Source organism: uncultured Agrococcus sp., assembly GCF_945915485.1.
Taxonomy (GTDB): domain Bacteria; phylum Actinomycetota; class Actinomycetes; order Actinomycetales; family Microbacteriaceae; genus Agrococcus.
Map to the genome: position 1 here is coordinate 1 of NZ_CAMEFJ010000098.1, position 8,313 is coordinate 8,313.

Below are 8,313 nucleotides of genomic sequence, written 5' to 3' on the forward strand. Positions count from 1 at the left end.
GACAACTAGCCGGGTCTATGCAGCGCGCCAGCAGCCGCTGTGCCAATGGCGCCGCTCCGCAAGAGCGGACACCTCCCCCATGATGGAGTCGTTACGCCAAACCACGACGTGGGCGGTACCGGGCTGGACAGCGCGGGAGCATCCTGGGCAGACGTAGTCCTTCTGCGCCTGATGCGCAGCAACGGGCTGCACGCTCCACTCGATGCCGTGCTTAAACTGCACGTTCATGCCACGTGAGCTGATCCGCTCGACGTCAAGGGGCACGTACGGTTGGTGTCGCTTCCGGGATCGTCGTGGCCGAGCCACGGGTCAATACCAGCCGACGGCCTCGGAGTGCGCCCAGGCACCACAGGGTGTGCCGTAGCGACCTTCGATGTAGCCGATACCCCACCTGATCTGCGTCTCGGGGTTGGTCTGCCAGTCCGAGCCTGCGCTTGCCATCTTGCTTCCGGGCAGCGACTGCGGGATGCCGTACGCGCCGCTCGAGGGGTTCTGCGCGTACACGTTCCAGTTGGACTCGCGCATCCACAGGTTGTACAGGCACGCGTACTCGTCGTCGCCCCAGCCCTTAGCGGCCAGCAAGTCGCGCGCGATGGCCTGGGCTGAGCCCGGGTCCGGTGCGTCGGCGCGAGGAACGTTGTTCTGCGAGTCGCCAGAACTGTCGCTGTCACTGTCGGTGGTCTCGGTTTCGCTCGGGGTGGGTGTCGGCGATTCGACGCCGATCTCCTCGACCTCATAGGCGAATCCGTCGCCGGCGACTTCTGTCATGGCCTGCGCCGGCAAGCCCATGGTGGGCAAGTCTTCCTGCTCGGCGAACGAAGATGCCGCCGGGTTCAGAAGCGTAGCGAGCACGAAGCCGCTCGCGACGAGGAGGGCCCCTGCTGAGACAATGCCGCGGGTACGGGTACGTTGCGTACTAGGTGAAGTTTGCTGCCTGAACATCTGGGCAACCGTATCACGAAACGGTAACAATCGCGATCATCGAACAGCTTGCATAAGAAAAATCACGCGATCGAGCACATCATCGACTTCGTCTTCGTCGTAGCCGCCACGTTGCGCGTCGAAGCTCTTCTGGCGAACCTGCTCCGGTGACATCTCCGGCCCGTCATTGAGGTACGAGACGATGGCCTCAGTGAATTCGTCGACCTGGTCGATCCGATACCCCTTCCGGAAGGGGCCCAGTCGAGTGAATCGCTCCTCATTCGGCTTCGAGAGCTGTTCGAGAACGGCAACGGCTTCGGCCTGGATGCGCCCGAAGTAGTCTTCTTCGCCCTCTTCGCCGATCGCCCGCTCCCGCTCGCGCTTCGCGAACGCGTCTTCAAGCCGGTCGAGTGCATTGTCGACATGTTCGGGAGAGTAACCGCCCTTGGTCATCTCGAAACTGACTCGCCGAATGGATTGGGCGTCGATGCCCGTGACCTTTTGCACATCGGAACCGTAGGCTCGCCTAGCTTCCTCAAGGAAGTCCTCGACCTGTTCGATGTTGTAGCCGGCCTGGGTCCGCCTGACTCTGGGAAACGTCGAATTCACAGTTAGTATTCAAGCACGTTCGGCGCACGCTTCAAGTCATACGCGCACAGCGTCACCGGGAGCAGCGGTTACAGTGCGATCTGATACAGCGCTAACGCAACGGCAGCCGACGGCAGGACCGAGTCCAGACGGTCCAGGAAGCCGCCGTGCCCCGGGAGCACCGAAGAGATGTCTTTTATCGCCAGGTCTCGCTTCATCAGCGACTCGAACAGGTCGCCGACCGTGCTTGCAATCAGAATGCACGCGCCGAAGATGAGCCCGAACCACCAGGGCAGCTCCAGCAGGAAGATCGATAGCAGGACACCGGCGACGAGCGCGAGCACCGCTGCCCCGATCAAGCCCTCCCAGGTCTTGCCGGGGCTGATGCGCGGCGCAAGCTTGTGCTTGCCGAACAAAACGCCGGAGACCAGCGCACCCGTGTCGACGATGACGGTGACCGCCACGAACGCGATGATCCACCACTCTCCCCCCGGTTGCTGCAGGAGCAGAACAGCGAAGCCGGCGAACACCGCAACGTACGCGAGGCAGAGCACACCGGCAGCCATATCCGCGACGACGGCCCGAAAGCCGGTTCGCGTCTTCTTATTGAAGAGCAACTCGCCGATGCGCCACAGCCCGGTGAAGAGCGCTGCTGCGACGATGCCGAACCATAATCCCTCGCTACCGAAGAACCACGTAAGGGGCATGACGAGCGCGCCGACCACGATGAGCGGAACACGCGGTACGTCACGGCCGGCGAACCGAAGCGCGCTCGAGATCTCGTACAGGCAGAAGGCGACGAGCGCCACCGCGACGACGACGAAGAGACCCTTGAGGAAGATCAGGCTGACGAAGACGATCGCGCCGAAGACGAGCCCGACACCGATCGCGATGGGGATGTTGCGTCCTGCTCGCTTGTTCACCCGTTCGTTGACGGCTTCAACCTGCTCCCGTGCCAGACGAATCTGGTCGGTGATGTTGTGCTGACGGTGCTCGGGATTCTCTGACACGGACGTGAAACGAGCTAAACGGCGAGGAGCTCGTTCTCCTTGTTCTTCAGTGCGTCTTCGACACCATCGATGGATGCGCGCGTGATCTGTTCGAGTTCTTTCTCACCGCGCGAGATCTCATCGTCGGAGACCTCGCCTTTGAGCGCCTCGAGGTCGGACATCGCGGTGCGGCGGAGGTTCCTGATCGCCACACGGGCCTGTTCCGCTTTGTCTTTCACGATCTTCACGTATTCCTTGCGGCGGTCCTCCGTGAGCTCCGGCATGGTGACGCGAATCATGTTGCCGTCGTTGTTGGGGGTTGCGCCGAGGTGGGGAGCAGCGACCAGCGCCTTCTCGATGTCCTTCAGAGCTGCCTTGTCGAACGGGGTGATGATGAGCATCCTGGCCTCGGGCTGCTGCATCGATGCGAGCTGCTGCAAGGGGGTGGGGGCACCGTAGTAATCCACCAGGATCCGCTCGAACAGTGCCGGATTCGCACGCCCTGCGCTGACGTTCGCAAAGTCGTCCTTTGCGAACTCGATGGACTGATCCATTTTCTCCTTGGCCGTGGCCAGAACGTCGCTAATCACTGGTTACCCTTTCGTTGCTTCAATTCTATGCTTCCGGCGCCGGATCGGCTGTCACGAGCGTGCCGATTCGTTCGCCGAGGATTGCGCGTCGAAGGGAGTCCTCCCCCTCCATGCCGAACACCCTCATCGGCATCCGGTTGTCCATGCAGAGGCTGAACGCGGTCGAGTCGACGACACGGAGCCCTTGCACGAGCGCTTCCTGATAGGTCACGCGCTCGAGCTTCTGCGCGTTCGGGTCGTGCTTCGGGTCGGCTGTGTAGACGCCGTCGACGCCGTTCTTAGCCACGAGCACTTCGTGTGCTCCGATCTCGAGTGCGCGCTGCGCGGCAACCGTGTCGGTGGAGAAGTACGGGAGCCCAGCGCCGGCACCGAAGATGACGATGCGGCCCTTCTCCATGTGCCGCTCGGCGCGACGAGGAATGTAGGACTCTGCAACCTGCGTCATCTGGATCGCGGACTGCACGCGCGTCTGCACGCCTGCCTGCTCGAGGAAATCCTGGAGGGCGAGTGCGTTCATGACGGTGCCCAGCATGCCCATGTAGTCGGCCCGGCCGCGCTCCATACCGCGCTGGCTGAGTTCCGCTCCCCTGAAGAAGTTGCCGCCACCCACGACGATGGCGATCTCGACCGATTCGGACGCTGCCGCGATGAGGCGAGCACTGTGCTGCACGACGTCGGGATTCACGCCCAGCTGACCACCGCCGAACGCCTCTCCCGAAAGTTTGAGCAGGACGCGGCGTCTGGTCTGAGTCATGGTTGCCTTTCTCGTGAATCACTTCGATGCTACCGCTTCGCGCGGTACCGACATACGAAACGGGCCGGGGTTACCCGGCCCGTTTCGACTGTGTGTTTAGCTACCGATCTTGAAGCGAGCGAAGCCCGTTACGCTCAAGCCGGCTGCCTCGACAACCTGGCCGACCGACTGCTTGCTGTCGCGAGCGTACGACTGATCGAGCAGTACCGTCTGCTTGAAGAATCCGGTGAGGCGGCCCTCCACGATCTTCGGCAGTGCCGCTTCCGGCTTGCCTTCGCCACGTGCGATCTCGGCCGCGAGCTCGCGCTCCTTCTCGACCACGTCAGCGGGAACTTCGTCACGGCTGATGTGCTCGGGAGCGAACATCGCGATGTGCTGTGCGACCGCGCGAGCGGTTTCTGCATCATCACCCGAGTAGGCAACCACGACGCCGACCTGCGGCGGGAGGTCCTTGGACGTGCGGTGCAGATACACGGCGAACTTGTCGCCGGTTACCGTTGCTGCGCGTCCGAGTTCGAGCTTCTCGCCGATGGTGGCGGCCTGCTCTTCGATGACCTCACGGACCGTCTTGCCGTCGAGCGGCGCGTTCAGGCCCTCGTCAACGGAGTTCGCGCCGGCGGCCGCGACTGCCTCGACGACGCGGTCGGCAAGTGCGACGAACTTCTCGTTCTTAGCAACGAAGTCGGTCTCGCATGCGAGTGCGATCATCGTCGCGCTACCCTCGCCCTCGCGAGCGGCGACGAGTCCCTCGCTGGTTGATCGATCTGCGCGCTTGGCGTTGCCCTTTGCGCCCTTGAGGCGCAGGATCTCGGTCGCCTTCTCGATGTCTCCATCTGCCTCGACCAGCGCGGCCTTGGTGTCGGACATACCGGTACCGAGCTGCTCACGCAGCGCCTTCAGGTCTGCGATGTTGAAGTTGGCCATGTGGCCCTCCTTCTGGTTCGAAACGAACGTTCTTACTTGGTCTCAGCGGTCTCCGCCGGAGCCTTGACCTCTTCGGCTGCCGCGGGAGCAGCGGTTTCCTCTGCTGCCTCCTCAGTAGCCTCCGCGGGCTTTTCAGCCTCTGCAGCCGGCTGCTCGGCCTCCTCGGTCGCTGCTTCCTCGACGGGCTTCTCAGCTGCTGCCTCATCGGCAGGCTTCTCGGTCGCTGTTTCCTCGGCAGGCTTCTCGGCCTCGAGGAGCTCGCGCTCCCACTCTGCCATCGGCTCAGCCTCGGTGTCACCGGAATGACGCTGCTGGAGACCGTCGGCCGCCGCGTCGGCGATGATCTTCGTCAGCAGAGCAACGGAGCGAATCGCGTCATCGTTACCGGGGATCGGGTACTGCGAGTCGTCGGGGTCGCAGTTCGTGTCGAGAATCGAGATGACGGGGATGCCGAGCTTCTTGGCCTCGTCGATCGCGAGGTGCTCCTTGTTCATGTCGACGACCCACACGGCACTCGGGGTGCGGGTGAGGTTGCGGATGCCGCCGAGCGACTTGTGGAGCTTCGTCAGCTCGCGGTGCTTGATCAGCATTTCCTTCTTCGTGAAGCCGCTTGCAGCGGTGTTCTCGAAGTCGAGCTCCTCGAGCTCCTTCATGCGCGCGAGACGCTTCGAAACGGTCTGGAAGTTCGTGAGCAGACCGCCGAGCCAGCGCTGGTTCACGTAGGGCTGGCCGACTCGAGTCGCCTGCTCGGCGATGGTCTCCTGCGCCTGCTTCTTCGTGCCGACGAAGAGCACGGATCCGCCGTGTGCGACGGTCTCGCGAACGAAGTCGTATGCCTTGTCGATGTACGACAGTGACTTCTGCAGGTCGATGATGTAGATGCCGGAGCGTTCGGTGAAGATGAAACGCTTCATCTTGGGGTTCCAGCGGCGGGTCTGGTGCCCGAAGTGCACACCAGCGTCCAGCAGCTGGCGAGTGGTTACGACTGCCATGGTCGGTCCTTTGTTTCTTGTTGGGTTTGTCGGCTGCGCCCTCGGCGCTGCCCCTGGTGCTCGCCTCGCTCACGCGCCAGCGGAACTGGAACCATGCGGGAGATCGATGCGTAATATGAGCACGCGAAGTCACCTCTTTCGAGATGCTGCACTTATGGTACACCTTTCGAGAGCTCTGCGCCCGTCTTCACGCCCAACAGGCCGAATTCATCCACAGGCGCTGTCGCACGGAAACGGCAGACGGTGCGCTTCCGCAACGATATCGGGATGCACGTACTTGCATTCACCGCCGCCATATTGCTCGCGTTATCGAGCCTCGGGAGTGTTCACGGTGACCGCTGGCCCTGGCCTGTACCGGGGCGGGAGATCGTACGTCACTTCGAACCACCTCCTGAGCCCTGGGCAGCCGGCCATCGAGGCATAGACATCCGCGCTCCAGCCGGAACCGTCGTGACCGCGGTAGCAGATGGCACCGTGCACTACGCGGGCACTGTCGTGGATCGAGGTGTCGTCTCGCTCGATCACGGTGACGGAGTGCTCACGAGCCATGAGCCGGTTCGACCGCTCGTTGCCCGCGGCGACACCGTCAGCGCAGGTGAGCCGATCGCGATCGTTGAGGGACACCATCGCGGCTGCGGCACCTGTCTGCACTTCGGCGTTCGCAAGCACGGCGAGTACGTCGACCCGCTGCTCTTCCTGACGCTCGAACGCCCGGTGCTACTGCCACTGGCCGTCATGCGCGAGGGTGCGCATTGGCATATGTCTTCCGCAAGCGATCGAACGAGACGTGCGTATACATCTGGGTCGTCCCCAGGCTGGCGTGACCGAGCAGCTCCTGCACTGCGCGCAGGTCCGCGCCACCGTCGAGCAGGTGGGTAGCGGCACTGTGCCGCAGCGTGTGGGGGCCGGCTGGGCCGGAGCCGGGAACCAGCTCGAGCAGTTCGGCGATGAGTTGCCGCACTTGTCGTTGACCCAAACGTCCCCCACGCACTCCTAGAAAGAGGGCGTTCGAGGTGCGCTGTTCGTGCACGAACGCGTGTCGGACGCGCAGCCAATCGATGATCGCGTCCAGGGCGGGCCGGCCGAAGGGGACGACACGTTCTTTATCGCCTTTGCCGACGGCTCTTGCCGTCAATCGTGATGTGTCGATGTCATCGACATCGAGCGCGACAAGCTCCCCGACCCGCAGTGCGCTCGCGTAGAGCAGTTCGAAGACCGCGAGATCACGCACCGCTGCCGGGCCGCCGTCGGGAACCCTGGCGCGCAGTGCCTCGAGCATGACGCCTATCCCCTCTTCCCCGACGACGCGGGGCAATCGACCGGCCCGTTTCGGTGTTTTGAGCCTGCCAACTGCGCTGCCGGACTCTTCCAGCCATCCACCGAACTGTCTCGCCGATGCTGAGCGTCTGGCCAGTGTTGATGACGACAACCCGGCCTCGCTCGATTCGTACAGCCAATCGCGCACCGCATCGATCGGAAGGGGCGGAACGTCATGGAGCCCGTGCTCGGCAGCGTGCTCGGCTAGCGACTTCAGGTCGCTTCTGTAGCCCTTGATCGTGTGTTCGCTGAGCCCACGTTGATCGCGCAGATGTGCAGCGAACGTCTCGATTGCGTGCTCGAACTCCATGTCAGCGCTTTCTGCTGAACCATTCGCGACGGGCATCGGGTGCCATCGCATCAAGGCTGGCGAGCAGCTCTTCCGGCAGGGGTTCGTGCCCGGGATACTCACGAGACGGCACCGACCAGTGGGTAATCGTCTCGCCGATCTCCACGAGCGAGAATGCCTGCCCGTCATCGATACCGCGCATGGATGCGGGGCTCGTGCTCAAGTCATCGACGTAACTGATCGCGCCGGCAACCGTCACGGGAACGCCAGCGAGCGTGCCACCTCCCTGCACGTGCAGGTGACCGCAGAGGATGTGGCGCACGTCCGTGCCGCGAATGACATCGGCAAGCAGCTGATCATCGACGAATTCGAGCAGGCGCATCACGTTGGTCCGGTAGGGAATCGGAGGGTGGTGCATTGTCAGCACCGTGCCGAGCGGCGCGGGCGCCTGGAGCTGCTGGGCGAGCCACTCCGCCTGGCCGTCATCGAGGCCGCCGTGGTGGTAGCCGTTTAGCGTACTGTCCAGCGCGATGATTCGTAGGCCATGAACGTCGAAGACGGCGTCGAGGGCGTCGTGTGTTGGTGCGAGACCAAGGAGGTGCTCAGCCATCGGTGATCGTTCGTCGTGATTGCCGGGGGTGAACACGAGGCTCGCGTTGAACTCCTGCGCCACGGCTCCGAACATCTGTGCAGCCATTCGGTACGCCTCGGGCTCGGCACGGTCTGCGACGTCGCCACTGACGACAATGGCCGCAAGAGGCGCATCCTGACCTTGGACAGTGGCCCGGAGTCGTTCGAGAGCCTCGGTGAGTCGCTGCTCTGTATCGACGATGCCACCGATCAGCCCCGGGCCGTGCCCATCACCAGCGATGAGGTGCGTATCCGTGAAGTGCGCGAGCGTCATCACCGGAGTCGGATGCTTCCCGTAGCCCATCCCCCGATGCTACCT

10 protein-coding genes and 1 pseudogene are annotated in these 8,313 nt (G+C 63.3%); 1 reads left to right on the top strand and 10 read right to left on the bottom strand.

Going from position 1 to position 8,313, the window contains the following annotated elements; all coding sequences use genetic code 11:
• Positions 1 to 15: 15 nt before the first annotated feature.
• The 8 genes from Q0O95_RS12100 to rpsB all read right to left on the bottom strand — a co-directional run bounded on the left by Q0O95_RS12100 (position 16) and on the right by rpsB (position 5,758).
• Positions 16 to 228, bottom strand: a complete 213-nt coding sequence (locus tag Q0O95_RS12100; protein WP_293699023.1) for a hypothetical protein — start codon at positions 226 to 228, stop codon at positions 16 to 18.
• An 81-nt stretch (positions 229 to 309) separates the two neighbouring features.
• Positions 310 to 942 (bottom strand): lytic transglycosylase domain-containing protein, encoded by a 633-nt coding sequence (locus Q0O95_RS12105; protein WP_293699026.1) that lies wholly within the window; start codon positions 940 to 942, stop codon positions 310 to 312.
• A 36-nt stretch (positions 943 to 978) separates the two neighbouring features.
• Positions 979 to 1,530 (bottom strand): DivIVA domain-containing protein, encoded by a 552-nt coding sequence (locus Q0O95_RS12110; RefSeq protein WP_293699029.1) that lies wholly within the window; start codon positions 1,528 to 1,530, stop codon positions 979 to 981.
• A 68-nt stretch (positions 1,531 to 1,598) separates the two neighbouring features.
• Positions 1,599 to 2,519, bottom strand: coding sequence for a phosphatidate cytidylyltransferase (locus tag Q0O95_RS12115; protein WP_293699032.1), 921 nt, complete (start codon positions 2,517 to 2,519; stop codon positions 1,599 to 1,601).
• 14 nt (positions 2,520 to 2,533) lie between these two features.
• Positions 2,534 to 3,088, bottom strand: coding sequence for a ribosome recycling factor (gene frr, locus Q0O95_RS12120; protein ID WP_293699034.1), 555 nt, complete (start codon positions 3,086 to 3,088; stop codon positions 2,534 to 2,536).
• 25 nt (positions 3,089 to 3,113) lie between these two features.
• Positions 3,114 to 3,842: a UMP kinase gene (gene pyrH / locus Q0O95_RS12125; protein ID WP_293699037.1), complete on the bottom strand. Its 729-nt coding sequence runs from the start codon at positions 3,840 to 3,842 to the stop codon at positions 3,114 to 3,116.
• A 96-nt stretch (positions 3,843 to 3,938) separates the two neighbouring features.
• Positions 3,939 to 4,766, bottom strand: a complete 828-nt coding sequence (gene tsf, locus Q0O95_RS12130; protein ID WP_293699039.1) for a translation elongation factor Ts — start codon at positions 4,764 to 4,766, stop codon at positions 3,939 to 3,941.
• 32 nt (positions 4,767 to 4,798) lie between these two features.
• Complete coding sequence (gene rpsB, locus Q0O95_RS12135; RefSeq protein ID WP_293699042.1) at positions 4,799 to 5,758, bottom strand: 30S ribosomal protein S2; 960 nt, start codon at positions 5,756 to 5,758, stop codon at positions 4,799 to 4,801.
• Between the two features lie 267 nt (positions 5,759 to 6,025).
• Here rpsB and Q0O95_RS12140 point away from each other — a divergent pair.
• Positions 6,026 to 6,385 (top strand): annotated as a pseudogene (locus Q0O95_RS12140) (peptidoglycan DD-metalloendopeptidase family protein); the annotation flags it as partial.
• Between the two features lie 106 nt (positions 6,386 to 6,491).
• Here the strand turns inward: Q0O95_RS12140 and Q0O95_RS12145 are convergent.
• Both Q0O95_RS12145 and Q0O95_RS12150 read right to left on the bottom strand, forming a co-directional pair.
• Entirely contained in the window at positions 6,492 to 7,385 is an 894-nt protein-coding gene (locus tag Q0O95_RS12145) for a tyrosine recombinase XerC (RefSeq protein ID WP_293699045.1), read from the bottom strand.
• A gap of 1 nt (position 7,386) precedes the next feature.
• Positions 7,387 to 8,298 carry a metallophosphoesterase gene (locus Q0O95_RS12150; protein ID WP_293699047.1) on the bottom strand — a complete coding sequence of 304 codons (912 nt, stop codon included), beginning with the start codon at positions 8,296 to 8,298 and terminating at the stop codon, positions 7,387 to 7,389.
• Positions 8,299 to 8,313: the final 15 nt, after the last annotated feature.